Source organism: Streptomyces sp. MI02-7b (genome assembly GCF_033793585.1).
Taxonomy (GTDB): Bacteria; Actinomycetota; Actinomycetes; order Streptomycetales; family Streptomycetaceae; genus Actinacidiphila.
The window spans coordinates 105,753-132,497 of sequence record NZ_JARAWX010000002.1; the positions used below are offsets into that span (position 1 = coordinate 105,753).

The following is a 26,745-nucleotide window of genomic DNA, read 5'->3' on the forward strand; positions in this document are numbered from 1 at the left end:
GGCTGATGCGCGGCGTCGGCCGGTTGGAGCGGTCGTGGCGGCGACGCGTCGCGGCGGGCGGGGGTGTGGCGTCCGGCGCCGAGTCCGGACCCGGTCGCGGGCGTGGGCTGGCCTGTCGGCTCGGCTGCCGGGCCGTGCGGGCCGCCTGCCGGGAGGAGCGTGGGCGGGGGCGGTGTGCGCGGCTGCTCGCACGTCGTCGGTCGGACGCTGGTTGTCGGACCCCCGGTCATGTGCTGGCGCGTCGCGTCGGCCCGCTCGGGTGGTCGTGGCGTCGATGCGTCGCGACGGGCGAGGGGTTGGGGCGCCGGCGCCGCGCCCGGACTCGGTCGTGCGTCTCGCGTGTCGGCGTTCCGCGTGTGCCCGCGCGGCAGTTCTCGTGCGTCGGTCGGGCCGGGGGTGGGCTGATGCGCGGCGTCGGCTGGTTGGAGCGGTCGTGGCAGCGACGCGTCGTGGTGGGCGAGGCTGTGGCGCGCGGCCCACGCGCCCGGAACCGGTCGTGCCTGCCGTCCGCCGGGGTTGCGTGGGCGGGACGGCGTGCGCGGCTGCCGAGTTCGGCAAGCGGGGGCGGACCGGTCGCCGCGGCGGCCCCCGCGGGGATGCCGCGGGGGCCGCCGGGGAGGGAGGCGGTCAGAGAGCAGGGGGCGGGGGATCCCCCTCGTAGGCGGCGGTCAGGATCGCGCGTACGTCGTCCGCGAGGGCGGGGCGGGGGTTGGCGTACGGCGCGGCTGTGGCGATCTCCGCGGCGCGGTTGAGGTCCGCCCGGGTGAGCCCGAGATCGGCCAGGGAGCGGGGGGCGCCGAGCCGGCCGCCGAGGTCGTGCAGGGCGGCGGCCGGGTCGTCGGTGGCCAGGGCGCGCCGGAGTGCCGCCGAAGTGGCGGGGGTGGCGAGGGCGTTGAAGGCCAGGACGTACGGCAGCAGCACCGTGTGGGTCTCGGAGTGCGGGAGCCCGAAGGTGCCGCCGAGCACGTGGGCCAGCTTGTGGTGCAGGCCCATCGTGGTGGCGCCCAGGCACGCCCCGCACAGCCACGCCCCGTACAGGGCGTCGGCGCGGGCCCCGGGCGCGGCCGGGTCCTCCACGACGCGGGGGAGCGCGCCGGCCAGGGCCCGTACGCCCTCCTCGGCCATCAGCGAGACGATGGGCGTGGCGTCGGGCGCGTACAGCGCCTCGACGGCGTGGGCCATCGCGTTGACGCCGCTGGTGGCGGACAGCGCGGGCGGCATCGACACGGTCAGTTCCGGGTCGTAGACGACGCTGCGCGGCAGGACGCGCGGGTCGCGGCCGGTTCGCTTGACGCCGTCCTCGGTCAGCCCCCACACCGGGGTCATCTCCGAGCCGGAGTAGGTCGTCGGCACGGCGATCAGCGGCAGGCCGGTGCGCAGCGCGACCGCCTTGCCGAGGCCGACCGCAGAGCCGCCGCCGACCGCGACCAGGCCGTCCGCGTCGACGCCCAAGGCGACTTCGACGGCCTCGTCGGCGACCTCCACCGGCACGTGCATCACCGCGCCCGGGTGGACGCCCGCGCAGGCCGCGCCGAGCGAATCGGCGACGGCCCGCGCGGTGTCCAGGCCGTGCCGCCCGGACACCACCAGCACGCGGCCCAGCCCGAGCCGGTCCGCCTCGCCGGCGACGGCGGTGCCGGCGGAGCCGGCGCGGAAGACCACCCGCATGGGCAGCGACTCGTGGACGAAGTCCAGGCTGCCGGGGCTCATGACGCCCGCAGCACGATGTCGAAGTCGGCCAGCCGGAACGGGGCCGGCACCCCGTACTCCGCCGCGAGCCCGGCGTCGTCGACCTCGGTGAACGTCTGCACCAGGCTCTTCTTGACCGCGAACACCGCGTCCGAGTCCAGGTACGGGCTGTCCTCGACGAAGATGTGCGTGGTCACCGGCTGGAATCCGGCGTGTCCGGCGATGAAGTGGATGTGCGCCGGCCGGTACGGATGCCGCTCGGTCGCGCCCAGCAGTTCGCCGACCGGGCCGTCCGTGGGGATCGGGTAGTGCGCCGGGACGACCGTGCGGAAACGGAAGCGGCCCTCCTCGTCGGTGCTGAACAGACCGCGTCCGTTGCCCTGCGGCTGCGCCCCCGGCTGCTGGACGTCGTAGAAGCCCTGGTCGTCGGCCTGCCACACATCCACCATCGCGCCCGCCAGCGGGGTGCCGTCCGTGGAGAGCACCCGCCCGGTGACGACGCACGCTTCCCCTGTTCCCACCATGTCGATCGAGTCGCCGAAGGCACGCTCGGGGGAGTCGACCATGTGGAACGGGCCGAGCACGGTGGACTCGGTGACCGTTTCACCGGCCGCCCGCGCCGCCTTGCGCTGGTTGATCGTCTCCACGAGCATCGACACGCCGAGGACGTCGGAGAGCAGGATGAACTCCTGCCGCTTGTCGTCGCACTTCTGGCCGGTGCGGGTCAGGAAGTCGACGCCCCACTCCCATTCCTCCATGGTGGGCTCGACCTCGCGGATGAAGTCGTGCAGATGGCGCGTCAGGCTGCCCAGGATCTCGCGCAGCCGCGGATCGGGCGTGCCGGCGAAGCTCTCCACGACCGCGGCGGTGGCGCTCTCTTCGGTGAAGTCCATCAATGGCTCCTTGTCAGTCCCGTCCCAGAATGCGCCGCAGCGCCCCGCCGAGCACGCTGCGCGCCTCGGCCTCGTCGGCCGCCCCGGCCGCCTGCCGGAAGGCGACGTACAGGTCGGGGCGGACCAGCAGCACCCCGGTGTCGCCGGTCTCGCGCAGCCGCGCCCAGTCGCCGTAGGGGTCCTCGTAGTCCTGCCCGGGGCCGATCACCGCGGTCGCGATGTCCAGGCCCAGGTCCGCGCCGACGCTGCGCGCGGCCGCCACCCAGGTGGCGCCGCCGATGCCCGTGAGCAGGGTGAAGCGCCCGCCGCCGCCCAGGTCCAGGGTGGACAGGGTGCGGCTGCCCGCCGTCAGCCAGGCGTGCGGCAGCTTCGCGCCGGGCCGGCTGCTGGGCTGGTGGTGGAGCTCGGGGTCCCGGTCGAAACCGGGGTCGGGGCTGCCGTCGGGGACGACCGCCGCCGAGGAGTAGCGCTGGTTGAGCTCGACGCCGTGGGCGTTGAACTCGTACCGCTTGAAGTCGATCGCTTCGCGGAGCCGCTGCCTGCGCTTCTCGCCGGCGGGCGTGGCGTCCTTGCGGGAGGCCATGTTGGCGACGAGCTGCTCCGGGCTCTGCGGGGTGAGCAGGTCCAGCGCCTCGAAGACCGGGGCGGTCTCCCCGATGGACTTGTTGGCGCGGGTGACGATCTGCCTGCCGACGGGGGCGCGCTCGGCGGTGTAGCTGTCGAGCAGCGAGGGCGCCGCGGTGCCGTCGAGCACCAGCTTCAGCTTCCACGCCAGGTTGTAGGAGTCCTGGATGGAGGTGTTGGAGCCCAGTCCGTTGGACGGCGGGTGCCGGTGCGTGGCGTCGCCCGCGCAGAAGACCCGGCCGTTCGCGTACGTCTCGGCGTACATCTCGTTGACGGTCCAGGACGAGCTGGAGCGGATGGTCACCGGCACGTCGTCGTCGCCGATCAGCTGGCGGACCACCGACAGGGCGTACTCCTCGGTGAGGTCCGGCGGCGCGGCCTCGACGTCGTAGCCCCACACGATCAGCCACTCGTTCCACGGCTTGACGTTGCGCACCAGGCCCGCGCCGATGCCGCCGACCGTGGCCCCGGGGGTCAGCACCCAGTAGAGGGTGCCGGGACGGTGGGCGGTCCAGCGGGACAGGTCGGCGTCGAAGAGGATGTTGATGCTGCCCGCCACCCCCATCTTGCCGCCCATCGGCAGGCCCGCGTCCTCGGCGACCTGGCTGCGGCCGCCGTCGGCGCCGATGAGGTACTTGGCGCGGATGGTGTACTCGCCGCCGCGCAGGGTGTCCTCGACGGTCACGGTCACGCCGTCCGCGTCCTGCACGAAGGACTTGTAGACGGTGCCGTACCGCAGCTTTGTCCCGCGGGCGACGGCGGCGTCGACGAGCACCGGCTCCATGAGGTGCTGCGGCATGTCGCACATGCGGGTCGGGCTGGCGAGCTCGTGCGCGGCCTGGACCAGCGGGTCGTTGCCCCAGGAACGCAGGCGGCCCAGCTCCTCGCCCGCGAGGCTGGTGCAGAAGACCGTGTTGTCCATCAGGGGCTGGGGTGTGGCCTTGGCGATCACTTCCTGCTCGACGCCCAGATCGCGCAGGACCTCCATGGTGCGCTGGTTGGTGATGTGCGCCCGGGGTGTGGCCGACAAGCGGTCGTACCGGGTCACGACGACGTTCGGGACTCCGTAGCTGCTCAGGGCGAGCGCGGCGGTCGCCCCGGCCGGCCCGCTCCCCACGATCAGCACATCGGTTTCGACGGTGTCCATCAAAGCGGCTCCCTGACGGATAATTGAAATGGCAACGAACCGAATGGTTAACCAGCGGGAGGTTTCCGGCGTGTCTCAATCCGATACACCGCACGAGGCACTGCTGCTCGGTGCCTACCTGCGCGAGCGGCCGGAGGCCCGCGCGGTCGTGGCCGCCGACGGCAGGTCGCGGCTCGTGAGCGCCGAAGCCGCCCGGCGGCTCTCCGAAGAAGCCCTCGACCTGCTGGAACGACGGGCCGGTGGCATGGTGCGGGACGGCCGGGCGGAAGGCTGCGAACTGCCTCTGCCGGGCGGCGGCTGGACCGCCCGGCTGCGTGCCGTGCAGGACGCGGGCGAGGTCATCGGCGCCGTGGCGATCCTCACGCCCACCGGTGACGCGGGTGCCCCGCACGCCGCCGTGCCGGACCCGCGGCTGCCAGGGCTCACCGGCGCGTCGCGGTCCTGGCGCTCAGCGCTGGCGCGCGCGGTGGACCTGGGGCGTTCGCCGGGCACCTTGCTGATCGCGGGCGAGCCGGGCACCGGCAAGACCGCCGTTGCCCGCGCGGTGCGCCCGGACGCGGTGGAGCTCGACGCGGCGCAGGCCACCGCGGCGGCGGCGCACGCATGGGTGGAGCAGCTGTCCGCCCTGCGCGCGCCGGTGCCGGTGCTCGTCCGGCACCTGGAGGCGCTGGACGCGGGCGCCGCCGCGCTGCTGGTGTCGCTGCTGGACCGCTTTCCCCGTATGCCCCTGACCGCCACGTCCACCCCCGGGGAGCCGGTGGGGGGGCCGTGCGTGGACCGTCTGCTCGGACGGCTGGCGGCGCGCTCCGTGACGCTGCCGCCGCTGCGTGAGCGCCCCGAGGACGTGCCGGGCCTGCTGGCCGCGCTCAGCCCGCGCCCCGCGCCCGGGTACCCGCCGCTGACCTGGACGGTCGAGGCCAGGCGGGTCCTGGAGCGGCACACCTGGCCGGGCAACGTCGCGGAGCTGGGGCTGATCGTGCGCGAGCTGGCCGACCGGCGCCGGGCGGTCGCCCCGGTCCGTCCCGACGAGCTCCCGGACGCGGTGCGCGGCGCGGCCGGCGGGCGGCGGCTGGGCAGTCTGGAGCGGGCCGAGCGGGACGCGATCCTGGAGGCGCTGCGCACCCACGGGGGGAACAAGGCGCGGGCGGCGCAGGCGCTGGGCATCGCCCGGGCGACCGTCTACCGCAAGCTGCGGAGCTACGGCATCCAGGGAATATAGTTTAGATTTCAACATGTTAGGTTGGCCGTAGGCACGACCCCCGCAGGAGGAGACCCACCCATGACGACCCAGCTGGACGTCCGCCGCGCAGGACAGCGGTTCCACACCCGCGCGGGCTGGCTCGACTCGCACCACTGCTTCTCCTTCAGCCGCCACTACGACCCCAAGAACACCCACTTCGGCCTGCTGCTGGTCTCCAACGACGACGTCGTCGCGCCCGGCACCGGCTTCGACACCCACCCGCACCGCGACATGGAGATCGTCACCTGGGTGCTCGACGGCGGCCTCGTCCACCAGGACTCCGAGGGCCACAACGGTGTGATCTACCCGGGCCTCGCCCAGCGCATGAGCGCCGGCACCGGCATCCTGCACAGCGAGAAGAACGACTCGTGGAAGCTCACCGGCGGCCCCGAGCACAAGGACCCCGTCCACTTCGTGCAGATGTGGGTCTTCCCCGACGAGCAGGGCATCAAGCCCGGCTACGAGCAGCTGGACATCAACGACGAACTCGCCCGCGGCGGCTGGGTCACCGTTGCCTCCGGCATGGAACGCGACCGCGACGAGCGCGCCATCTCCATCGCCCAGAAGCACGCCGCCCTGCGGGCCTCGCGCATGGCCGCGGACCAGACGCTCGCGCTGCCGACCGCACCCTTCGCCCACGTGTACGTCGCCAAGGGCGAGGTCGCGCTGGAAGGCGCGGGGCTGCTGTCGAAGGGCGACGCCGTGCGTGTCACCGGGTCCGAGGGCCAGCGGCTGACCGCCGGGGCGCAGGGCGCGGAGGTCCTGGTGTGGGAGATGGACGCCGCCGTCACCTTCGGGTGATCACGTGGTAGACCTGAGGGCCATGACCCGCACTCTCGCCAACGCGCCGATCATGGTCCTCAACGGTCCCAACCTCAACCTGCTCGGGCAGCGGCAGCCGGAGATCTACGGCCCGGAGAGCCTCGCCGACGTCGAGGCGCTCTGCGCGACGACCGCGCAGCGGCACGGAGGCACCGTCGACTGCCGCCAGAGCAACCACGAGGGACAACTCGTCGACTGGATCCACGAGGCACGCGAGGGCCACTGCGGGATCGTCATCAACCCGGGCGCCTACTCGCACACCTCGGTGGCGCTCCTCGACGCGCTGAACACCTGCGACGGGATGCCGGTCGTGGAGGTCCACATCTCCAACATCCACCGGCGCGAGGCCTTCCGGCACCACAGCTACGTCTCGCTGCGCGCCGACGGGGTCATCGTGGGCTGCGGCGTCCAGGGCTACTCCTTCGCCGTGGAACGCGTCGCGGCGCTGCTCGCGGCGGCCTGAGCCGCGGACCCGGCCCCCGCGCCGTGTCAGGCCTCGCCCGGCCGCCAGTCGGGCCACTCGCCGGGATGGTCGGCCCAGTGCACCTGCTGGGGATCGGACACGTCGATGTCGGGGAACACGTCGCGCACCCGCAGCTCGAACTCCTCGCGCTCGAACTGCTGCCAGCCGACACCGCGCAGGTGCACCCGCCGGTAGCGGTGGTCCTCCGCGAGCGGGGCAACGTCCACCTTGTGGGTCGTCTCCATGCCTCCAGGGTGCACCCGCGCCCGCCGCGGCGCAGGTCTGGCCACCACCACCTCGGCGGGGCGCAGCAGGTGCCCGCCGACCCGGTAGCCGGGCCGTACGACCTCGGCGCACACCGGGCCCTCGGACTCCGCTCCTCCGGCGGTGCCCACGGCCTCGTGCCGGACCGGGTCGAAGGGGTCGCCGGGCGTGCCGAAGGACTGCAGGCCCAGCTCGCCGAGCCGGGTCTCCAGCACCTCCGCGACGGCGCCGAAACCCTGCGTCACCTCGCCCAGTTCCCTGGCACGGTCCACCGCGTCCAGCACCGGGAGCAGGCCCCGCAGCACGTTGGCGACGGCGATCTCGCGCACCGCCAGCCGGTCCCGGTGCACGCGCTTGCGGTAGTTGTCGTACTCCGCCTTCAGCCGCTTGAGGTCCGCCGTGCGCTCGGCGAGGCGGGCCCGCAGCTCACCCGCCCCCTCGGGCGGGGCGGCGCCGTTCATGCCGTGCCCCCCTCCCGCTTGTCGTCGTCGACGATCTCGGCGTCCACCACGTCGTCCGTGCCGTCGCCCGCGTCGGACGGCGGCGGTCCGGCCCCCTGGCCGGCCCCCGCGGCGGACGACTCCGCCTGGGCACGGGCGTACATCGCCGTACCGATCTTCTGCGCCGTGGCGCTCAGCCGCTCCGTGGACGTGCGGATGGCCGCGGTGTCGTCGCCCTCGGCCGCCAGCTTCTCCTTCAGGTCCGCGACCGCGGCCTCCGTCTCGGTCCGCAGATCGGCCGGGACCTTGTCGGGGTTGTCGCGCAGCAGTTTCTCGGTCGAGTAGACCAGGCCTTCGGCGGTGTTGCGGGTCTCGGCGGCCTCACGCCGCCGGTGGTCCTCCTCCGCGTACTGCTCGGCCTCGCGCATCATGCGGTCGATGTCGGTCTTCGGCAGCCCGGAGCCGCCGGTGACGGTCATCTTCTGCGTCGTACCGGTACCCAGGTCCTTCGCCGCCACGTGCATGATGCCGTTGGCGTCGATGTCGAAGGAGACCTCGACCTGGGGCACCCCGCGCGGCGCCGGGGGCAGGCCGGTCAGCTCGAACACGCCGAGCTTCTTGTTGTACGCCGCGATCTCGCGCTCGCCCTGGAACACCTGGATCTGCACCGACGGCTGGTTGTCCTCGGCCGTGGTGAAGATCTCCGAGCGCTTGGTCGGGATGGTCGTGTTGCGCTCGATCAGCTTGGTCATGATGCCGCCCTTGGTCTCGATGCCCAGGGACAGCGGGGTGACGTCGAGCAGCAGCACGTCCTTGACCTCGCCCTTGAGCACACCGGCCTGGAGGCTGGCGCCGATGGCCACGACCTCGTCCGGGTTGACGCCCTTGTGCGGGTCCTTGCCCGTCAGGGACTTGACCAGGTCCGTCACCGCCGGCATCCGGGTCGAGCCGCCGACGAGGATCACGTGGTCCACGTCGGAGACGTCGATCCGGGCGTCCTCGACCGCCTGGTGGAAGGGTGACTTGCAGCGCTCCAGCAGGTCCGCGGTCAGTTGCTGGAACTGGGCGCGGGTGAGCTTCTCGTCCAGGTGCAGCGGGCCCTCGGCGGACGCGGTGATGTAGGGCAGGTTGACCGTCGTCTCGGTCGACGACGACAGCTCGATCTTGGCCCGCTCGGCGGCCTCCCGCAGCCGCTGCAGCGCCATCTTGTCCTGCGACAGGTCCAGGCCGTACCCGTTCTTGAAGCGCTCGACGAGATGGTCCACGATGCGCTGGTCCCAGTCGTCGCCGCCCAGTTGCGTGTCGCCGTTGGTGGCCTTGACCTCCACCACGCCCTCGCCGATGTCGAGCAGGGACACGTCGAAGGTGCCGCCGCCCAGGTCGAAGACGAGGATCGTCTGGTCGTTCTCCTTGTCCAGGCCGTAGGCCAGGGCCGCCGCGGTGGGCTCGTTGATGATGCGCAGGACGTTGAGCCCGGCGATCTCGCCGGCCTCCTTGGTCGCGGTGCGCTGCACGTCGTCGAAATACGCGGGGACCGTGATCACCGCGTCCGTCACGTCCTCGCCGAGGTAGGACTCCGCGTCCCGCTTCAGCTTCTGCAGCACCCGGGCCGAGATCTCCTGTGCGGTGAACCGCTTGCCCTCGATCGCGCCGGAGTCGGGGAACCGCCAGCCGGAGTCCCCCATGTGCCGCTTGACCGAGCGCGCCGTGCGCTCCACGTTGGTCACGGCCTGGCGCTTGGCGATCTCGCCCACGAGAACCTCGCCGCCCTTGCCGAAGGCCACCACCGAGGGCGTGGTCCGCGCTCCCTCGGTGTTGGTGATGACGGTGGGCTCACCGCCCTCCAGTGCGCAGACCACCGAATTGGTGGTGCCGAGGTCAATACCGACCGGACGTGTCATGTCAGTCGCCTCCTCCCCTCCAGGGTGCGACGCCGGGGGGCCGACCACCAGACGGCAGGGGCGGGCGGGCGGGCCGCTCCCGATCCGGAATATTCACGACGCCCACCACGGCGGGCGCTGCTAGCGTCGGCCAGATGTCCTCACTGCACGCAGGAGTGATCCTCTTCCACGACCAACACCTCGCCGTACACGACGACTTGACCCTGCCCCGGGCCCCCGTCCCGCCGCGCGGCGACCCCGCGGCGGCGGCCCGCGAGGCGGCCCGAACCGCCCTCGGCGTCGACGTCCGGATCGACGCCTCACCGTGCCTGGAGGTGCGCGCGGCCGCGGGCACCGAGCTGTACTTCCGGGCCGCGGCCCCGCTCGCCCCGGCAGCCGCCCCGCCCCGGCTGCTCGCCCGGGAAGAGGCCCTGCACCTGCCGCTCGCGCCGTGGACCGCCTGGGAGGCCATCCTGCGCTCCTGGGACGGGCCGCCCTGGTGGCGGGGCCGCCTCGTCCTGGAGGAGCCCCTCGGCCGCCCGCCCAAACGGACCCGCGCCGGGGCGGTGATCATCCGCGACGGCCACATGCTGCTGATCCGCTACCGGCACCGCCGCGGCGGCGACTTCTACGAGATCCCCGGCGGCGGGGTCGAGCCGGGGGAGACCCCCGAGACCGCGGTGGTGCGCGAGCTCGCCGAGGAGACCGGCCTCACCGCCACCGTCGGCCGCGAGATCGCCCGGGTCAACCGGGTCCACCGCGGCTCGCACCCCGGCCACTACTTCCTCGTCGAGGCCAGTGGGACCATCGGCCCGCGCTCCTCCCTCGACCTGGAGAAGGGCGCCGCCCCGGTCTGGGTGCCCGTGGCGGACCTGCGGCACCTGCCCCTGTGGCCCAAGCGGCTGGGCTGGCGCATCGCCCACTGGCACAGCGTGGGCTGGCCGCAGCGGCCCGCCGAGTTCTGCGACTCGCTGCTGGACCTGCGGGTGCCCTGCGACTGGTGATCCGCGCGCGGTGGGAGGATCACCCGCATGGCACACATCATCCTGGTCCAGGGAGACATCACCGAGCAGGCCGTGGACGCCGTCGTCAACGCCGCGAACTCCTCGCTCCTGGGAGGCGGCGGCGTCGACGGCGCCATCCACCGCCGCGGCGGCCCGGAGATCCTGGAGGAGTGCCGCGCGCTGCGCGCGTCCCACTACGGGCGCGGCCTGCCGACGGGGCAGGCCGTCGCCACGACCGCGGGACGGCTGCCCGCCCGCTGGGTGATCCACACCGTCGGCCCGGTGTGGTCCGCCGAGCGGGACCGCTCGGCGGAGCTGGCCTCGTGCTACCGGGAGTCCCTGCGCGTCGCGGAGGAACTGGGCGCCCGCACGGTGGCGTTCCCCGCGGTCTCCACCGGCGTGTACGGGTGGCCGCTGGAGGATGGGGCGCGGATTGCGCTGGGGGCCGTGCGGGGCGCGGGGGCGGGGCGGGTTGAGGAGGTGCGGTTCGTGCTTTTTGATGAGCGGGCGTACGGGGTGTTCGAGGCGGCGTTGGCCGCGGGCTGATCCTGGGCGCGGTTCCCCCGCCCGCCCGCCCTCCCTCCCCGGACAGCGAGCGCAGCGTTACGCGCGGAGGGCGAGGACCGCGTCCACCGTGTCCGCCTCCGCCGCGGACTTGTCCGCCCTGTAGCGCAGGACACGGGCGAACCGGAGGGTGACCCCGGCCGGGTAGCGGGAGGACCGCTGGAGCCCGTCGAAGGCGATCTCGACGACGAGTTCGGGGCGGACCCGGACGACCCAGCCGTCGTCGCTGACGGCGAGTGCCCGGAGGTGTTCGGTCTGCCAGGCGAGCATCGCGTCGGTGAGGCCCTTGAACGTCTTGCCGAGCATCGCGAACGTCCCGTCGGGACGGCGGGCCCCGAGGTGGAGGTTGGAGAGCTTGCCGGTGCGGCGGCCGTGGCCCCATTCGGCGGCGAGGACCACCAGGTCCAGCGTGTGCACCGGTTTCACCTTGAGCCAGGCGGCGCCGCGCCGTCCCGCGCTGTAGGGGGCGTCGAGGGCTTTGACGACCAGCCCCTCGTGACCGCGTTCCAGGACCTGCGCGGCGAACTCCCGTGCCGCCTCGCGTGTGGCGGGGTCGGCCGGGTCGGTGGCGACCATGCGTTCGACGCGGCGCGGCTCGGGGGCGATGCGGGCCAGTTCGGCATGGCGTTCCGCGGTGGTCAGGTCGAGCAGGTCGCGGCCGTCGACCGACAGCAGGTCGAAGAAGACCGGTGCCACCGGCAGGGCCACCTGGGCGGTCGCGACGTCGAGGCGTGAGCCGACGCGGGAGGAGGTCTCCTGGAAGGGGCGCGGGCGGCCGTCGTCACCGAAGGAGATGACCTCGCCGTCGAGCACGGCCTCCTCCACCGCCAGCTCCATGGCCGCGGCCACGACTTCGGGCAGCCGGTCGGTGATCTCGTCGAGGGTGCGGGTGTACACGCGGACGTCGGGCCCGGCGCGATGCACCTGGACGCGGATGCCGTCGAGCTTCTCCTCCAGCGCGCAGGGGCCGAGGCGGTCCAGCGCCTCGTCCACGTCCTTGGCGGTCTGCGCGAGCATCGGCTGCACCGGGCGGCCGACCTCCAGCCGGAACGCGGCGAGTGCCTCGGGGCCGTCCGCCAGCAGGGCGCGCGCGACCGTGCCGAGCGAGCCGCCGAGCATCACCGCCCGCCGTACGTCCTCCGGTGGCGCCCCCGCCGCGACCGCGAGCCCTTCCACGGCGAGCGCGTCCAGGGCCCCCTGCCGCAGCTCGCCGCCGATCAGCCCGAGCAGGAAGGTCTGCTCGTCGCGCGTGGCCGCGCCCATGAGCTCCGCGACCAGCCGTTTGCGCTCCGCGGCGGCGCCCTTGCCCGTCACCGCCGCGATCCGGTCGAGCATGGCGTGGACTCCGGCCACGGTCAGCCCTGGCTCGGGCGCCGGCTCGTGGCGCTCGCGCAGGGTGCTCCAGCCGACGCCCGTGCGGCGCTGCGGAAGCCGCCCCGCGATGTAGGTGATCACCACGGGCGCCTCGTCGGGCTCCGCGGCCCTCAGGAGCCGGGCGAGCGCCGCGACCTTCTCCGAACGGGCGGACGTGGCCGCGATCTCCTGGGACGTACGCGCGATCTCCGCGAGCAGCATGGCTCCATCGTCGCCCAGCGGCGGCCCCTGCGCACCAGTCGTGCGCGGTCACGCGGCGCGGCTGCCGCCCGCCATCTGCCGGCGCTGCACCAGCCGCGTGATGTCGCCGCCGGTGACGATGCCGACCGGGCGGCCGCCGTCCACGACCACCACGCGCACGCCTGCGGCGCCGGAGCGCAGGTGGTCCAGGGCGTCGTTGACGAGCTCGTCCGGCGAGCCGGTGGTCACCTGGGACAGCGGGACCGCGACGTCGCGCACCCGGACCTCGGCGCGGCGCTCGGCCGGCACGGAGGTCAGGCGGCGCAGGGACACCAGACCGGACAGCCGCCCGTCGAAGTCGAGCAGCGGCAGGACGGAGTGGCGTGACTGCAGCGCGACCTCGTCGATGAAGCGGTCCACGGCGAGCCAGTCGGAGCCCGTCGCGACCGGCGAGGACATCGCGTCCCCGAGGCGCACCCCGCGCAGTGCCGAGCCGATGACGGCGCGCTGCCGCTCGGCCCCCGCGGTGAGGGCCATGAACAGGCCGACGAGCGCCAGCCACAGGCCGCCGGGCACGCCGCGGGCGAAGGCCAGCCAGCCACCGAGGACCAGGAGCACGCCGACGACCTGCCCGCCCCGGCCGGCCGCGCGGTCGGCGCGGTCGCGGTCCCCGGTCCGCCACCACAGCAGGGCCTGCAGCACCCGCCCGCCGTCCAGCGGCGACGCGGGCAGCAGGTTGAAGGCGCCGAGGAGCAGGTTGGCCCAGCCCAGCCAGATCAGCAGTGCCCCCGGGACGGAGCGGTGGGCGGCCGCCGCCACACCGATGCCGGCGCCGAGCGCGATGCCCCCGATGACGAGGCTGGCCAGCGGCCCGCTGACCGCGACCAGGAAGGCCGCGCGCGCCGACGTGGCACGGTCCATGCGCGTCATGCCGCCCATCGCCCACAAGGTGACGTCCTGCACGGAGATCTGCTTGCGCAGCGCCGTGGCCGCGTGGGCGATCTCGTGGACGAGCAGGCTCGCCATCAGCAGAACCGCGCCCACGGCGGCGGCCAGGGTGTAGACGGTGGGGGACAGCCCGGGGATCCAGGCGGGCAGGGTGTCGCGGCCGAGCCCGTACGCGAGCAGCACGACGAGTACGGGGACGCTCCAGTGCATCCGCAGCGGTACCCCGTACACCCGTCCCATCTGAATCGAGCCGTTCATCCCACTGTCCAGTGTCACTCCGTCCGGGCCGGGGCGGCGCGGTGTTCCTGCGGGCTGATCCCGCGTACCCGCTTGAAGGCCGCGCTGAGCGCGAAGGGACTGCCGTAGCCGACCCGGCGGGCGACCGCGCCGAGGGTCGCGTCGGGCTCGCGCAGCAGGTCCGCGGCGAGCGTGAGACGCCAGCCGGTCAGATAGGCCATCGGGGGTTCTCCGACGAGTTCGCCGAAGCGGCGGGCCAGTGCCGCCCGGGACACACCGGCCTCGGCGGCGAGCCCGGCCACCGTCCAGGGGTGGGCCGGGTTGTTCTGCAGCAGGCGCAGCGCCCGGCCCACCACGGGGTCGGCGAAGGCGCGGTACCAGGCGGGGGCCGACTCACCGCGCCGGGCGAACCACGTACGCAACGCCGAGATCAGCAGCAGGTCCAGCAGCCGGTCCAGGATCGCCTCCTGCCCCGGTTCGTCCTTGACGATCTCCTCGGACAGCAGCGCCGGCAGCGGGCTCTCCCAGTCCCCGGCGGGGAGCACCAGCAGCGGCGGCAGCGCGTCCAGCAGGCGCCGGCCGACCTCGCCGCCCAGCTGGTAGGTGCCGACCAGCATGGCGTCCGCCCCGTCGGCCCGGTTGCCCCAGGTCCTGACCCCCAGCGCCATCGCGTCGGCCAGGTCGTGACCGTCCGCGGACCGGCACACCCCGCCGGGCAGGATCCATGCGTGCGGTGGGGTCGAGGGCCGGTCGGCGACGGTGTACGGGGCCGGGCCGCGCGCGACGGCGAGGTCACCGGGGCCGAGCCGTACCGCCTCGCCGTCCTCGGGCACGATCCACGCCCCGCCGCGCGCGACCGTCATGACGCACAGCGGCACCCGGTCCTCGATCCGTACCGACCACGGCGGTTCCATGACCATGCGCAGCAGGAACGCGCCCCGCGCGCGGGGTCCGTCGAGCAGGCCCGTCAGTGCGTCCATACGGGTCAGCGTAGACGCTCGCGTATGGAGTGGAGCCGATCAGCCATGGTCCGTCTCGTTCCATGGTCGGTTCACTAGGGAGCCTGACGCAGACACGCACACCGCTGCCCCAAGGCACCGCGCTCGTCCTCGGCGGCACGGGCAAGACGGGCCGCCACGTCGTCCGGGCGCCGGCCGCCCGCGGCCTCGCCGTACGCACCGCCTCCCGCTCCGGCGAACCGCCCTTCGGCTGGGCGGACCGCGCCACCTGGGCACCCGTGCTCGACGGCGCGACCGTCGCCTACCTGGCCTATCACCCCGACATCGGCGACTCGGGAGCCGCCGCCACGCTCGGCGCCCTCGCCTCGCCGGCCGCAGCGAGCGGCGTGCGCCGCATCGCGCTGCTGTCCGCCCGCGGCGAGGACCTCGCCCGGCCCGCCGAGGACGCGGTGCGGGGCGCGGGCGCCGACTGCACGGTGATCAGGGCCAGTTGGTTCTGCCAGAACTTCAGCGAGGGCCTGTTCCGCGACGGCGTCCTCGACGGCGGAATCGTCTTCCCGGCCGGAACGGTCGGCGAACCCTTCGTCGACGCCCGGGACATCGCCGATCTCGCCGTCGCGGCGCTCACCGGTGACGGGCACGCCGGCCGCGTCTACGAAGCGACCGGCCCGCGCCTGCTCACCTTCGCCGACGCCGCCGCCGAGATCGGCGCCGCCACCGGCCGCCCCGGCCGCCCGTCCGCTACACGGCCGTTCCACCGCGCGCGTACGCCCCGCACCTCACCGCCCTCGGGCTGCCGGACGAGACCGTCGGCTTCCTCGTCCAGCTCTTCGGCGACCTGCTCGACGGGCGCAACGCCCTTCTCACCGACGACGTCGAACGGGTCCTCGGCCGCGCGCCCCGCGACTTCCGCGACTTCGCCCACGAGGCCGCCGCCGCGGGCGCGTGGCACCACTGACGCTCCCGGGTGTCCGCGGCGCCACGTCCCGACCTTCGAACCCGCCGTGGGACGTGAGGGGTTCGGGCCGGGCGGAGATGGACTCGGCCGCTCCCTGTGGGACGTGCGTGGGGATTCCGTACAAGCCCGAATCCGCACCGGAGTTGACCGGCGTGCCGGAGCCCGCGAGGCTGGGCGCGTCGGCGGTGGACGACCGGGGGAGCGCTCATGCACGGCGGCGAGGGCGACGCGGTGGTCATCGGCGGCGGCCTCGCCGGGATGCTGGTCGTACGGGCGCTGCTCGGCCATGTCCGCAAGGTGACGGTCGTCGAACGCGATCGCTACCCGGACGGCCCGGCCTTCCGGAAGGGCGTGCCGCAGGCCCGGCACCTGCACATCCTGCTGACCGGTGGCCAGGAAGCGCTGGAGGAGCTCCTTCCCGGCACCGGCGCGGAGCTCGCCGCGGCCGGCGCCCGCCGCCTGGACATGCCGCGTGACCTGCTGACCTGCGGCCTGACCGGATGGCAGATCCGCTTCCACGAGGGCCGGCACTCGCTGATCTCCTGCACGCGCCCACTGCTCGACCACGTCGTCCGCACCCGTGTCCTTGCGGCAGCCGCCGCCTCCGGCACGGCGGTGGAGGTCGTCGAGGCGACCGATGCGGTGGGCCTGCTGGGCGGCCCCGACCGCGTCACCGGTGTCCGCGTGCGGCCGCGCGGCGCGGGGCGCCAGGAGCGGGACATGGACGCGGACCTCGTGGTGGACGCGTCGGGACGCGCCTCGCGCACGCCGCAGTGGCTGGAGGCGCTGGGACGGGCGGCTCCCGCCCAGGAGTCGGTGGATCCGGGCCTCCAGTACGCGTCGCGCGTCCTGCGGCTGCCCGAGCCCCCGGGGACCGGGGTGTACGTCCAGTACCGGCCGGACAACCCGGCCGCCGGTGGGCTGCTGCCGCTGGAGGACGGCACGTGGATCCTCACGGTGTCCGGGATCGGCGGTCTCGACGTGCCCACGGACGAGGACGGCTTCGCCGAGTTCACCTCCGGGCTCGCCCACCCCTACCTCCACGAACTGCTGCGGGGCGCCGAACCGCTGTCCCCGGTGATCGGTTTCCGGGACACCTCCAACCGGCGGCGCCGCTACGAGGCCCCGGGCGGTGTGCCCGAGGGGCTGGTCGTCGTCGGCGACGCGGCCTGCTCCTTCAACCCCGTCTACGGCCAGGGCATGACGGTGGCGGCGGTCGGCGCGCTCGCCCTGCGCGACGCCTTGGCGGACGGCGGCCCGCGCGCGGGCCTGGCGGCGCGGGCGCAGCGGGCCGTCGCCCGCGCGGCGGACGCCGCCTGGCTCACCGCCGTGGGCGCCGACCGCCCGTACGTGGACGTCGGGCAGTCCTCCGCCCCGGGCCTCGGCGAGCGGTTCACGAGCTGGTACGTCGAACGGCTCGTGGCCCGCGCCGCCGTCGATCCGGTCGTCGGCTCCGCCTTCCGGGACGTGGTGGCCCTCACCGCGCCGCCGTCCCGCATGCTCGCTCCGGCCGTGGCTCTGCGCACGATGCTGCTGCGTCGCCGCCCGGCGCTCGCCGACCCCCCGCTGGGTCCCGTGCCGGCTACACGGCGGTGATGGCGCCCGCCACCAGGGCGGGTTCGTCGATCTGTACGTAGTGGCCGGCCCGCAGGAGGAGCCGCAGTTCGCTGTGCGGGAAGAGGACCGCGAACTGGCGGGCGACGCGGGTGTTGAGCCAGCGGTCCCGGGCGCCGAAGACCACGCGGACCCGCGGCTGGAAGTCCTGGAGTTCCGGGATGCGCCGGCGGCGGCTCAGCACCGCCCGCGGCAGCTCCTCGTTCAGGCGCCAGAAGGCCGGACGCGCGGCAGGGAACTCCTCGTACAGCAGTGTCACGTACGCCTCGCGCGCCACGGGGTCGCGGATGAACGAGCCGATCTGCCAGGCGAACAGGCGCCGGTCGAGGTCGGGGCGGCGCCGGGCGACGGCGTGGGCGGCGGCGCGCAGCAGGGGGGTGGAGTAGAGCGCGATCGCCGGCGGCCGGCGCAGGGCGGGCGTCCAGTGGTAGTAGGTGTTGAGCAGCACGAGCCGGGCGACGCGGCCGGGGTGGGCGAGCGCCCAGTCGATCGCGGGCGGCCCCGAGGCGTCGTGTGCCACGAGGATCAGCCGGCGGTCGCGGAGCCCGGTGGCCGGGGAGTCGGCGACGGCGGCGAGGTCGGCCTCCTGCTCGGCGACGCAGTAGGGGTGGCCGGGCGGCTTGTCGGAGCGCCCCCAGCCGAGGAAGTCGAAGCGCACGACGGGCACGCGGCCCCGGAGGTGCGGCACCAGCCGGTCGTAGAGGCGGCAGTTGTCGGGGAAGCCGTGCATCAGGACGACGGGAGTGCCCGCGCCGGGGGAGACCTCGGCGTACAGCCGGTGGGGGCCGCGCGTGACGGCCGGTGTCTCGGTGCCCGGGGCCATGGCGATCTCCCCTCGGCCGCGTTCCGTGGGCCCTTCGTTCAGCCTATCGCTCCCTGCCGAAGGGGTTGTGGGAGCGCTCCCATGTGGCCATGATGTCCGCATGACCTCACGTGCGGCCATCCGCCCCTATCGCCCGGAGGACCGGGCGGACCTCTACGACGTCTGCGTGCGCACCGGCCACGAGGGCGGCGACGCCCGCGCCCTGTACGCGGACCAGGATCTGCTGCCCGACATCTTCGCCGGCCCGTACGCCCACCTGGAACCAGACCTCGCCTTCGTCGTGGACGACGGGACGCGCGTCGTCGGCTACGTCGTCGGCGCCGCCGACACGGCGGCCTTCGTGCGGCGCTTCCGCGACGAGTGGCTGCCGACGGTCGCGGACCGCCACCCGGCGCCGAAGGGCGTGCCGCTGACCCCGGACGAGGAGATGGCGAGGCTGCTGCACTGGCCCGAGCGCATGATCCTCCCGGAACTCGCCGGTCATCCGGCGCATCTGCACATCGATCTGCTGCCCGAGTACCAGCGGGCCGGATACGGCAGGGAACTGATGGCGCGTCTGCTCGCGGCGCTCGCGGCGCGCGGTGCCGGCGCCGTCCATCTGGGCATGGTCACGGCGAACACCCCGGCCCGTGCCTTCTACGACCGCCTCGGTTTCCAGGTGATCCCGGTCGTGGACCCCGGGCCGCTGACCTACCTGGGACGGAAGACGGACGTGCCGGTGCGCTGAGGTGCCGCGTACGTCCGCAGGCGGTCTAGAGAGCGCTTGCCCCCGCGGGTAGGGTCCACGACGGCCCACCCAGCGGCCGGAGAGGAGCCACCCCGTGACCCGTTCCGCGCCCCCGCACCCCTTCGTCCTGCCGCCCGAGGACCGGGTGCTGAGCCCGTGCACCGGATGGACCCGGGCCCATTGGGAGGCCGTCGCCGACGGACTGCTCGCGGCCGTCGCCCCGCACGCCACCCCGGGCCGCGCGCTGTACCACCTGCCCGGCGGCCGCCCCAGCAGCTCGGGCGTGCGCTCGGACGGGCTGGAGGGCTACGCGCGGACCTTCCTGCTGGCCGCGATCCGCGTCGCGGGCGCCGACGGTGACGACCCGGAAGGGCTCCTGGAACGGTACGCCGACGGCCTGGCCGCGGGCACCGCCCGCCCCGGCGGGGATGGACCCGAGGACTGGCCGGTCGTCGCCGACCGCAGCCAGCCCCTCGTCGAGGCCGCCTCGATCGCCCTCGCGCTGCGCCTGACCCGCCGCTGGCTGTGGGACCGGCTCGACGACGCGGTGCGCGAGCGCGCCCGCGCGTGGCTGGCCCGCGCGGTCACCGCCGAACCCTGGGCCTGCAACTGGGAGCTGTTCCCCGTCACCGTCGCCGGCTTCCTCGGCGACCAGGAGGCCGTCACCCGCGGCCTGGACGGCATCGAGCGCTGGTACGTCGGAGACGGCTGGTACACCGACGGCGACCGGCGTGCCTTCGACTACTACAACGGCTGGGCCCTGCACCTGTACCCCGTGCTGGAGGCGTGGCTCTCCGGGGACACCGACCGCCTCGACCGCTACGGCGCGCGGCTGCGCGTCCACCTCGCCGACTACGCCCGGCTCTTCGGTGCCGACGGCTCGCCCGTGCACCAGGGGCGCTCCCTCACCTACCGCATGGCCACCGCCTGCCCCTTGTGGCTCGGCGCGCTCACCGGCCACACCCCGCTCACCGCGGGCACCACCCGGCGGCTGGCCTCCGGCGCCCTGCGCCACTTCCTCGACCGCGGCGCGGCCGGACCCGACGGGCTGCTGTCGCTGGGGTGGCACGGCCCGTACGAGCCCGTGCTCCAGGCGTACTCCGGCCCCGCGTCCCCGTACTGGGCGAGCAAGGGCTTCCTCGGACTGCTGCTCCCTGCGGACCACGAGGTGTGGACGGCCCCCGAGGAGGCCGCGCCCGCCGAGCGGGCCGACGCGCTGACCGCGCTCCCGGCGCCCAACTGGCTGCTGCAGTCGACCGTCGCGGACGGCGTCGTCCGTCTGCACAACCACGGCAGCGAGGACGCCCGCTACGACCCGCACTACACCCGCCTCGCGTACTCCAGCGCCACGGCGCCGGTGTCCGCCGCGGATCCGCCCGACAACCACTTCGGCCCGGTGCTTGCCGACGGCTCGGTCACCGCGCGGAGCGGGATCGTCCCGCTCGGCGCGGGCGAGGGCTGGGCCGCCTCGCGCTCCACGGCGGGCCGGGGCGTGCACGTGGTCGCCGTCGTCCTGGCGCGCGGCGCCGCCGAGGTCCGCGTCCACCTGGTCACCGGCGCCGAGCCCGGCACGGCCGTACGGCAGACGGGCTGGCCGGCGGGGGAGGGGCTGCGCTCCGAGCTGCTGCCGCTGCACGGACTCACCGACGCCCCCGCGCTGCCGCCCGCGCCGACCGCGTGCACCCCGCACGCCGTCGTCCCGGCCGCCGACGGCGTCACCACCGGCGCCGGCCGGAGCGACGGCGGCAGCGGCGACCTCTTCGTGTGCGCCGCGCGGCTGACCGGCGCACCGGACCCGGAGCCGCTGTCCGCGGCGGCGAAGGCCGAGGTGCGCTCCACCTCCGCCGGCCACGAGGTGACCGTCCACTGGGCGGACGGGACGGCCCACCACGTGCGCCTCACCCCGGGCGGCGCGGTGGTGGAATCCTCTGCCCCGGACGGTCGTTGAGGCGGGCATGAGCGATACGGAACTGCTGCGACTGCTCGCCGACACCAACGGGGGCGAGCTGGTGACGATCAAGCGGGACGGCCGCCCCCAGATCTCCAACGTCACCCACCACTACGACCCCGCGACCCGGGTGCTGCGGGTCTCCCTCACCGACGACCGCGCCAAGACCCGCAATCTGCGGCGCGACCCCCGCGCCAGCTACCACGTGACCACCGCGGACCGCTGGGCGTGGACGGTCGCCGAGGGCACGGCCGAACTCACCCCCGTCGCCGCGGACCGGAACGACGCGACCGTCGAGGAACTCGTCGACCTCTTCCGGGCCGTGCAGGGCGAGCATCCCGACTGGGACGACTACCGGCGCGCCATGGTGGAGGACAAGCGCCTGGTCCTGAAGCTGCATGTGGAGCGCGCCTACGGGCAGCCCCGCGCCGGGGGATAGCCACGCCGGGTCCGCGCCCCGTGACAGGACGCGCACAGGATGGACAACGGGGCGCGGAACTGGAATGACCGATGTAGGAGTTGTCGCTGTACATACTGGTGCTGCCGGGACCCCCACGGTCACGGCGCGATCGTGACCGCCGACTACCGGGAGGTGCCGTGACCGGCTCCAGTCCGAAGCGTTCTCCGCTCGCCCGTCTCATCCCCGCTTTCGGAGACAATCCCTACGGGGAAAGGATGGAGCGCATCCAGCGGTCGCCCCACTTCGCCGACGGCGTCTTCACGAACCCGGTGAGCGCCAGGACGGCGCCCTCGGGTTCCATGCTGCGGTTCGCGCGTTCCTACTTCCGCAAGGAGGACCGGGTGCGCCGCGCCCCGGGCGGCGACATCCCGCTGTACGGGTCCACCCTTGCGGATCTGGCGGCGCCGCCCGCGTCCGGACTGCGGCTCACCTGGATGGGCCACTCCACCGTCTGGACCGAGATCGACGGGCACCGCGTGCTCTTCGACCCCGTCTGGGGCGAGCGCTGCTCCCCCTTCTCCTTCATCGGGCCGAAGCGGCTGCACCGGCCGCCGGTGGCGCTGCGGGAACTGGGCGAGGCCGACGCGATCGTCATCTCGCACGACCACTACGACCACCTCGACATGCCCACGATCAAGGCGCTGGCCGGTACGGGCACGCGCTTCGTGGTCCCGCTCGGCGTCGGGGCGCACCTGGAGCGGTGGGGCGTCCCCGCGGACCGCATGACCGAGCTGGACTGGCACGAGTCCACACAGGTCGGCGGGCTCACCCTGACCGCGACACCCGCCCGGCACTTCTGCGGCCGGGCCATCCGCAACACCCAGCACACCCTGTGGGCCTCCTGGGTCGTGGCCGGACCCGAGCACCGCGTCTACCACAGCGGCGACACCGGCTACTTCCCTGGATTCGCCGAGATCGGCGCCTCCTACGGCCCCTTCGACGCCACGATGGTGCAGATCGGCGCCTACAGCGAGTTCTGGCCGGACATCCACATGACGCCGGAGGAGGGCGTCCGCGCCCACGGCGACCTGCGTGGCGAACTGATGCTGCCGATCCACTGGGGCACCTTCAACCTCGCGCCGCACCCCTGGGAAGCGCCCGCGGAGGGCACCGTCGCCGCCGCCCTGGCCTCCGGCGCCCGGGTCGCCGTGCCCCGCCCCGGCGAGCCCTTCGAGCCCGCCGCCGGTCTGGCCCTCGACCCCTGGTGGCGGGCTGTCGCCAAGGGCGGCGAGGGCCGCGCCTGGCCCGCCCTCACCGACGGGAGCGGGACGGCCGCTCCGCAGGCGGACACCGCCACGGCATAACCGGCCTCCCCGGATGGACCGCCGACCCGGCCCGGTCCCGCGCCGTCCCGCGGGCCGGCCGGGTCAGCCGTCCAGGCCCCAGAACGATCCGCGCTTCATCGCTGCTCCTGACGTGGGTGCTCCTGACGGGGGTGGGGCCGCCGTACCCGGCCTGCGCCCCGGCGCGCCGCCGGACGGTGGGATCCGTCCGGCGGCGCCGCGGTCGGTGGTCCCCGGTCAGTGGTCGCCGGTCAGCGAGGAGAAGGTGAACGAGAAGGACGCGGGGGCGGCGTCCAGCCGGTACCGGGGGAGCACGCCGGGGCCGCAGGACTGACTGCCGATGCCCTGCTGCGCGTGGTCGAGGTTGACCCACAGGGTGTCGCCCGGCACGAGCGCGGTCGTGTGCGCGGCGGCGTCCAACTGCTCGGTCGTCCACGGACGGGCGGTGAACCAGAAGGGCGGCTCGCCCTCGACGGCCACTCCCGTGCCGTCCTCGCGGCGCAGCCGCACCCACCGCACGTCGGCGCGGGCTCCGTTCTCCTGCGGGCGGACGTAGGGCGTCTGCAGTGCCTCGACCGGCGCCGTGTGGCGGCCGATGCGGGACGCCGTGCGCGTGTCGGGGTAGGCCTCGCCCGGTCCGCCGCCGTACCACTCGGCCGACGTCAGGGTGGAGCACAGGCCGAGCCGGACGCCGAGCCGGGGCAGCGGCAGCGTCCACACGCCCTCGGGCGTGACGTCGACCTCCAGACGCAGCCGGTCGCCGTCGGCGGTCCAGCGGTAGACGGTGCGCAGCGCGAACCCCTTGGCGGCAGGGGCGACCCGGGTCCGCACGGTCAGGCCGCCGTCCTCCACCACGACCTCGTCGACGCGGTGCCGCATGCGGTGCAGCCCCGCCTCCCGCCACAACTGCCCGTAGCGCTCGTCGGGCTGCCAGGGAGCGCCCTCGTCGTTGTCGGTCGGGGCCCGCCACACGTCCAGCCGGGGACCGCGGACCGCGTAGCCGTCGATCAGGCGCAGCTCCCCGCCCGCCGCGTCGAACGTACCGGGACCGAGCAGCACGACACCTCCCTCGGCGGCCCGCGGCGAGTGCGGCGCGGAACCTCCCGCGGCGGCGCGCGCGGTGGACGGGACGAGCGCGGGCCACTGGCCCCAGGCCACCTCGTGCCCGGCCGCCGCCCACGGCATGTCCCGCTGCAGGACCGCCCTCACCTGCCAGAACGCCTCCCCGGCCAGGTCGGACGCGGCGGGCTCGGGCAGCTTCAGCTCGGTCGACTCGCCGGGTGCCAGCGGCGGCACGGCCAGGCAGTCCTGCGCCGCGGTGACCCCGTCGACCTCGTACGTCCAGGTGAAGCGCAGATGCGAAAGGTCCGCGGTGTCATGGGTGTTGGTGACGCGCACGGTGCCCGCGGCGGCATCGCCCTCGATGCGGACCGGTTCGATCACCTTCTTGTACTCGACGAGACCGGGTGACGGCGTGCGGTCGGGGAAGAGCAGCCCGTCGCACACGAAGTTGCCGTCGTGCATCTCCTCGCCGAAGTCGCCCCCGTACGCGTACCACCGGCGGCCGTCCGGGGTGCGGCGGGCGATGCCGTGGTCGATCCACTCCCACACGAAGCCGCCCTGCAGACGCTCGTGCGCCTCGAACAGCCGCTGGTACTCGGCGAGGCCGCCCGGCCCGTTGCCCATGGCGTGCGCGTACTCGCACAGGACGAAGGGCATCGCGCGGCGCCTGGCGTCCAGTTCCGGGTCGCCCCAGGGGAGCTCCTCGCGCCGGCCGATCAGCTCGACCTCGGCGTGGTCGGCGTACATCCGCGAGTACAGGTCGGTGTCGGCGCAGGACAGGTCGCCCTCGTAGTGGATCGGCCGGTCGGGGTCGCGCTCGCGGATGCGGCGGGCCATGGCGGACAGGCCGCGGCCGGTGCCGCACTCGTTGCCGAGCGACCAGACCACCACCGAGGGGTGGTTCTTGTCGCGCTCGACCATGCGGTCGGCGCGGTCCAGCAGCGCCGGGGTCCAGCGGTCGTCGTCCACGGGGTTGCCGGCCCAGCCGACCTCGCCGAAGCCGTGGGTCTCCAGATCGCACTCGTCGACGACCCACAGGCCCAGTTCGTCGCACATCTCCAGGAAGGCGGGGTGCGGCGGGTAGTGGCTGGTGCGGACGGCGTTGATGTTGTGACGCTTCATCAGGAGCACGTCCTCGCGCATCGTCGCGAGGTCCAGGGCCCGCCCGTGCGAGGGGTGGAACTCGTGCCGGTTGACGCCCCGGAAGAGGACGCGCCGGCCGTTCACCGTGAGGACGCCGTCCTCGACGGCGACGGTGCGGAAGCCGATCCGGAACGGGACGCGCTCGCCCTCGCCGGCCAGTTCTGCGGCGTACAGGCGCGGGACCTCCGCGCTCCACGGTTCGACGGGCAGCGTGACCGACGCGCCTGCGGCGATGTCGACGCCGAGCTCGGGCACGGTGACCCGGCACCCGGACGGGGCGTCGACGCGCAGCGTGCCCGCGCCGCGGGTGTGGTCGTACGCGGCGTGCACGAAGAAGTCGGGCACGCATCCCTCCGGCCGGTGCAGCAGCGTGACGTCGCGGAAGACGCCCGGCAGCCACCACATGTCCTGGTCCTCCAGGTAGCTGCCGGAGGACCACTGGTGGACGCGGACGGCCAGCACGTTGCCGACCGGGCGCAGCAGGTGCCCCACCGCGTATTCGGCGGGCAGCCGGCTGCCCTTGAAGACGCCCAGCTCCTCGCCGTTGAGCCAGATCCGCGCGCAGGACTCGATGCCCTCGAAGCGCAGGACGCATTCGCCGCCGGCCGGCCAGGTCTCCGGCAGCGCGAAGGCGAGGCGGTGGTCGCCCGTCGGGTTCTCGGTGGGGACGTGCGGCGGGTCGACGGGGAAGGGGTAGCGGGCGTTGGTGTACCAGGGCGCGCCATGGCCGTGCAGCGGCCAGTGGGAGGGCACCGGCAGCATGTCCCAGCGCGAGGCGTCGAAGTCCTGGCGGACGAAGGCGGTGTCCTCGGCTTCCGCGGCCGGGGACAGCCGGAACCGCCACAGGCCGTTCAGGCTCAGCCGCGCAGCGTCCGAGGCGGGGGTCCAGGCGCGCGGCGGCAGGGCGCCTCTGCCGGGGGAGAAGTCCTCGTAGTAAGGGAGTTCCGGTGCCCCGGGCGTCCGCGTGGACGCCTGCCGGGGCTGGGGCATGCTCATACGGCTCCTCGGTCGGCCCGGCGCGCCGGCCGGCGTACCGGGCTCGTGGACGGTGAGGGTGCGGGCCACCCGCTGACGAAGGTGATCATGGGCAGGGGCGCGGCGCCAGGAGGCGCCCCGGTACGCCGGGAGGGACCACGCCGGACGCCGTACGCCCGGGGCGCGCACCGTGCGGCGCGGGCCGGAACCGTACGGGTGTTCCGGCCGCGTCGGCACCGGCGGCCTCCCGCTGCGACGAGGGCGGCGGTGCACGGTCGCGGGCGGTGGCGGCCCGCCGTGCGGATGCCCAGGGACGTGCCCCTCATGGCGGCCCCCTGCGCCCCCTCGCCGACCGGCCTTCGCACCGGAAGGCTACGGCGGCGCGCGGGCCTTGCGCAGTCCCTTGCGGCAACCCGCGGGGGGAAGCCCGGGTGGCCGCCCGCGGGCCTCACCCCCCGGTGATCGCGCGGGCCAGCGCCTTGACGTCCGCCGGACGGGTCGTGTCCACCCGGTGCACCCGGCCCAGGGCGAGCGGCACCGCGCCCTGCACCCACAACCGCCAGTCCTCCTCCGGGAAACGCGTCACCTCGGTGTGGACCGGATGCCGCAGCGGGGCCCGATCACGGACCCTGCGGCGCGCCGTCTCCGCGGGTACCGCGCACCACACCTCGTGCACGTCGTCGGCCCCGGCGCGCGCGAGCCCCGCGGCCACCAGCGGTCGCGTGTGCGCGAGCCAGGGGCTCTCCAGCACCGCCCCCCTCGGCGCGTCCGCCAGCAGCGTCCACAGTGTCTCGGCGGCCGCGGCCCCCAGTGACCGGCTCCATTCCCGGGCGGGCCGGTCCGCCGGGCGCAGCGCCGCCAGGGTGTCGGCCAGCGTCTCCTTGACGGAGTCCTTGCTCAGCAGGGGGAGTTCCAGTTCGCGGGCGAGCGCCCGCGCGAGCGTCGTCTTCCCGGCACCGGGCAGACCGTTGACCAACACGGCTAACATGACGCGACCTTAACCACCGGCCGTGGCCGGAATGTC

General features: G+C 74.4%; 21 protein-coding genes and 1 pseudogene. 11 read left to right on the forward strand and 11 right to left on the reverse strand.

Going from position 1 to position 26,745, the window contains the following annotated elements; translation table 11 throughout:
- Positions 1-627 precede the first annotated feature (627 nt).
- From PV364_RS02750 to PV364_RS02760, 3 genes are read right to left on the reverse strand one after another with little or no spacing between them, the layout of a single operon-like run.
- Positions 628-1,710 carry a maleylacetate reductase gene (locus PV364_RS02750; RefSeq protein WP_319657953.1) on the reverse strand — a complete coding sequence of 361 codons (1,083 nt, stop codon included), beginning with the start codon at positions 1,708-1,710 and terminating at the stop codon, positions 628-630.
- On the reverse strand, positions 1,707-2,582 hold the full coding sequence (locus PV364_RS02755) for an intradiol ring-cleavage dioxygenase (protein WP_319657954.1): 876 nt from the start codon (positions 2,580-2,582) through the stop codon (positions 1,707-1,709). Before PV364_RS02755 ends, PV364_RS02750 begins: the two co-directional genes overlap by 4 nt.
- Positions 2,583-2,595: 13 nt before the next feature.
- Positions 2,596-4,353 carry an FAD-dependent monooxygenase gene (locus PV364_RS02760; protein WP_319657955.1) on the reverse strand — a complete coding sequence of 586 codons (1,758 nt, stop codon included), beginning with the start codon at positions 4,351-4,353 and terminating at the stop codon, positions 2,596-2,598.
- Between the two features lie 70 nt (positions 4,354-4,423).
- Here PV364_RS02760 and PV364_RS02765 point away from each other — a divergent pair, with 70 nt between their 5' ends.
- From PV364_RS02765 to aroQ, 3 genes are read left to right on the forward strand one after another with little or no spacing between them, the layout of a single operon-like run.
- The gene (locus PV364_RS02765) at positions 4,424-5,572 is read left to right on the forward strand and encodes a helix-turn-helix domain-containing protein (RefSeq protein WP_319657956.1); all 1,149 of its coding nucleotides are present in this window, start codon (positions 4,424-4,426) and stop codon (positions 5,570-5,572) included.
- 60 nt (positions 5,573-5,632) lie between these two features.
- Entirely contained in the window at positions 5,633-6,394 is a 762-nt protein-coding gene (locus PV364_RS02770; protein ID WP_319657957.1) for a pirin family protein, read from the forward strand.
- A 22-nt stretch (positions 6,395-6,416) separates the two neighbouring features.
- The gene (aroQ, locus tag PV364_RS02775) at positions 6,417-6,878 is read left to right on the forward strand and encodes a type II 3-dehydroquinate dehydratase (RefSeq protein ID WP_319657958.1); all 462 of its coding nucleotides are present in this window, start codon (positions 6,417-6,419) and stop codon (positions 6,876-6,878) included.
- Between the two features lie 26 nt (positions 6,879-6,904).
- Here the strand turns inward: aroQ and grpE are convergent, their stop codons facing one another.
- Positions 6,905-7,603 (reverse strand): nucleotide exchange factor GrpE, encoded by a 699-nt coding sequence (grpE, locus tag PV364_RS02780; RefSeq protein ID WP_319657959.1) that lies wholly within the window; start codon positions 7,601-7,603, stop codon positions 6,905-6,907.
- Positions 7,600-9,483 (reverse strand): molecular chaperone DnaK, encoded by a 1,884-nt coding sequence (dnaK, locus tag PV364_RS02785; RefSeq protein ID WP_319657960.1) that lies wholly within the window; start codon positions 9,481-9,483, stop codon positions 7,600-7,602. Before dnaK ends, grpE begins: the two co-directional genes overlap by 4 nt.
- 134 nt (positions 9,484-9,617) lie before the next feature.
- On the opposite strand from dnaK, the gene PV364_RS02790 reads away from it, so the two are divergent.
- Together PV364_RS02790 and PV364_RS02795 are read left to right on the forward strand one after the other, a co-directional pair.
- On the forward strand, positions 9,618-10,466 hold the full coding sequence (locus PV364_RS02790) for an NUDIX hydrolase (RefSeq protein WP_319657962.1): 849 nt from the start codon (positions 9,618-9,620) through the stop codon (positions 10,464-10,466).
- A gap of 27 nt (positions 10,467-10,493) precedes the next feature.
- Complete coding sequence (locus PV364_RS02795; RefSeq protein WP_319657963.1) at positions 10,494-11,012, forward strand: O-acetyl-ADP-ribose deacetylase; 519 nt, start codon at positions 10,494-10,496, stop codon at positions 11,010-11,012.
- A 57-nt stretch (positions 11,013-11,069) separates the two neighbouring features.
- Here PV364_RS02795 and PV364_RS02800 read toward each other — a convergent pair whose 3' ends face one another.
- The 3 genes from PV364_RS02800 to PV364_RS02810 are packed head-to-tail and all read right to left on the reverse strand — an operon-like array spanning position 11,070 to position 14,749.
- Positions 11,070-12,605 (reverse strand): ATP-dependent DNA ligase, encoded by a 1,536-nt coding sequence (locus PV364_RS02800; protein WP_319657964.1) that lies wholly within the window; start codon positions 12,603-12,605, stop codon positions 11,070-11,072.
- Positions 12,606-12,653: 48 nt separating this feature from the next.
- A complete protein-coding gene (locus tag PV364_RS02805) occupies positions 12,654-13,790 on the reverse strand; it encodes a site-2 protease family protein (protein WP_319657965.1) in 1,137 nt (378 codons plus the stop codon).
- 14 nt (positions 13,791-13,804) lie between these two features.
- A complete protein-coding gene (locus PV364_RS02810; protein WP_319657966.1) occupies positions 13,805-14,749 on the reverse strand; it encodes an AraC family transcriptional regulator in 945 nt (314 codons plus the stop codon).
- 62 nt (positions 14,750-14,811) lie between these two features.
- Between PV364_RS02810 and PV364_RS02815 the strand changes: the two are divergent.
- Positions 14,812-15,686, forward strand: a pseudogene (locus PV364_RS02815) (NmrA family transcriptional regulator).
- A 207-nt stretch (positions 15,687-15,893) separates the two neighbouring features.
- Complete coding sequence (locus tag PV364_RS02820; RefSeq protein WP_319657967.1) at positions 15,894-17,282, forward strand: NAD(P)/FAD-dependent oxidoreductase; 1,389 nt, start codon at positions 15,894-15,896, stop codon at positions 17,280-17,282.
- On the opposite strand, the gene PV364_RS02825 is transcribed toward PV364_RS02820, so the two are convergent.
- The gene (locus PV364_RS02825) at positions 17,269-18,123 is read right to left on the reverse strand and encodes an alpha/beta hydrolase (protein ID WP_319657968.1); all 855 of its coding nucleotides are present in this window, start codon (positions 18,121-18,123) and stop codon (positions 17,269-17,271) included. The two genes, PV364_RS02820 and PV364_RS02825, sit on opposite strands and share 14 nt — an antisense overlap.
- A 100-nt stretch (positions 18,124-18,223) precedes the next feature.
- Here PV364_RS02825 and PV364_RS02830 point away from each other — a divergent pair, with 100 nt between their 5' ends.
- The 4 genes from PV364_RS02830 to PV364_RS02845 all read left to right on the forward strand — a co-directional run bounded on the left by PV364_RS02830 (position 18,224) and on the right by PV364_RS02845 (position 22,562).
- Positions 18,224-18,850, forward strand: a complete 627-nt coding sequence (locus PV364_RS02830) for a GNAT family N-acetyltransferase (RefSeq protein ID WP_319657969.1) — start codon at positions 18,224-18,226, stop codon at positions 18,848-18,850.
- Positions 18,851-18,944: 94 nt separating this feature from the next.
- Complete coding sequence (locus PV364_RS02835) at positions 18,945-20,798, forward strand: DUF2264 domain-containing protein (RefSeq protein ID WP_319657970.1); 1,854 nt, start codon at positions 18,945-18,947, stop codon at positions 20,796-20,798.
- A gap of 7 nt (positions 20,799-20,805) precedes the next feature.
- Positions 20,806-21,237, forward strand: coding sequence for a PPOX class F420-dependent oxidoreductase (locus PV364_RS02840; protein WP_319657971.1), 432 nt, complete (start codon positions 20,806-20,808; stop codon positions 21,235-21,237).
- Between the two features lie 158 nt (positions 21,238-21,395).
- Entirely contained in the window at positions 21,396-22,562 is a 1,167-nt protein-coding gene (locus PV364_RS02845) for an MBL fold metallo-hydrolase (RefSeq protein ID WP_319657972.1), read from the forward strand.
- Positions 22,563-22,778: 216 nt separating this feature from the next.
- On the opposite strand, the gene PV364_RS02850 is transcribed toward PV364_RS02845, so the two are convergent.
- Together PV364_RS02850 and PV364_RS02855 are read right to left on the reverse strand one after the other, a co-directional pair.
- A complete protein-coding gene (locus PV364_RS02850) occupies positions 22,779-25,742 on the reverse strand; it encodes a glycoside hydrolase family 2 TIM barrel-domain containing protein (RefSeq protein ID WP_319657973.1) in 2,964 nt (987 codons plus the stop codon).
- 427 nt (positions 25,743-26,169) lie between these two features.
- Positions 26,170-26,709: an AAA family ATPase gene (locus tag PV364_RS02855; protein WP_319657974.1), complete on the reverse strand. Its 540-nt coding sequence runs from the start codon at positions 26,707-26,709 to the stop codon at positions 26,170-26,172.
- Between the last annotated feature and the right edge of the window lie 36 nt (positions 26,710-26,745).